This window comes from Photorhabdus sp. RM323S (genome assembly GCF_042879375.1).
GTDB classification, from domain to species: Bacteria; Pseudomonadota; Gammaproteobacteria; order Enterobacterales; family Enterobacteriaceae; genus Photorhabdus; species Photorhabdus tasmaniensis.
In genome coordinates this window covers 1-1,200 of the sequence record NZ_JBHFKZ010000153.1, presented here as the reverse complement: position 1 = coordinate 1,200, position 1,200 = coordinate 1, and the positions used below count along the sequence as shown (strand labels likewise).

At 54.0% G+C, this 1,200-nt stretch carries 1 protein-coding gene; it reads right to left on the bottom strand.

Annotation, left to right across the window (positions count from 1 at the left end):
• Positions 1-139: 139 nt before the first annotated feature.
• Positions 140-1,200, bottom strand: a 1,061-nt coding sequence (gene ltrA / locus ACGF7G_RS22350; protein WP_387468474.1) for a group II intron reverse transcriptase/maturase, incomplete at its 5' end; no start/stop codon positions are given.

Here is a 1,200-nt window from a genome sequence, read left to right as displayed (position 1 = left end):
CCACATTGCGCGAACCGCAGGCCTAATTCACTTATCAGTACTTCGGCCTGCGACTGACTGCGACAATGGCATACAAGTCGAGTCACCCGAGGGAACCGCCCCCTCAGGTGCTCACAGAACCGGACATGAACCTCTCAGCTCATCCGGCTCTTCCCATTGAAGCCTGCCCCCATAGCAGCGGCCAGTGTGCAAACAGCCTTGTTTCTTTCCGCGCCATACGCGCCAGCCAGTGACTGGCGCGTCGTCTATGGCCACGGAGACGCTTATGTTTGCGGGTCAGCCATATCACGAGTTTGCGATCGATATGCCTCAGCGTTGGATACAGTGCCGACTTATAAAATGCACCGTAATAATTTATCCAGCCCCTGATTTTGGCATTGAACATATGCGCCAGGTCATAAAGCGACTTGTCACTGCGATTTTGCAGGTTCCAGCTCCTTACCTCCTGACGGATTGCTTTCCCTGCCCTGGCACTCATCGCCGGACTGAAGTTTACGAAGGTCTTACCCCAGCGATTCTTCGATAAACGGGGCCGAAACGTATAGCCCAGAAAGTCAAAGCGCGTCTCCGCGTAATTCCCCCGCCTATCGGCATCCTTGCAATAAACTATCCGGGTCTTCTGAGGATGCAACTCCAGTCCACATTGCGCAAACCGCTGGCCTAGTTCACTGATTAGTGCTTCGGCCTGCAACTGACTTTGACAGTGGCATACCACATCATCCGCATATCTTTCGAAGGGGACGCTGGGAAACTGACGTTGCATCCACATGTCAAAGACATAGTGCAGGAACAAATTCGAGATCAGGGGGGAGATCACACCGCCCTGCGGCGTTCCACGCTCCCTTGACAGCATTGTTCCGTCCGGCATTTGCACCGGTGCTTTCAGCCAACGTTCGATGTACATCACCACCCAGCGTTCCTGAGTATGATGCCGCACCGCCTTCAGTAATAGTGCGTGGTCGATATTATCAAAGAAGCCTTTAATATCCACTTCCACCACCCAGTCAAACTGCCAGCAACGTTTTCTCGCCTGCGCAATCGCCTGGTGTGCAGATTTTCCCGGTCGGTAACCATACGAGTCCGTATGGAACAGCGGCTCCAGCACAGGTTCGAGAACCTGCTTAACAACCGTCTGGGCGATCCGGTCCGACACGGCAGGAATACCGAGCGGACGCACGCCACCATCAACTTTGGGAATTT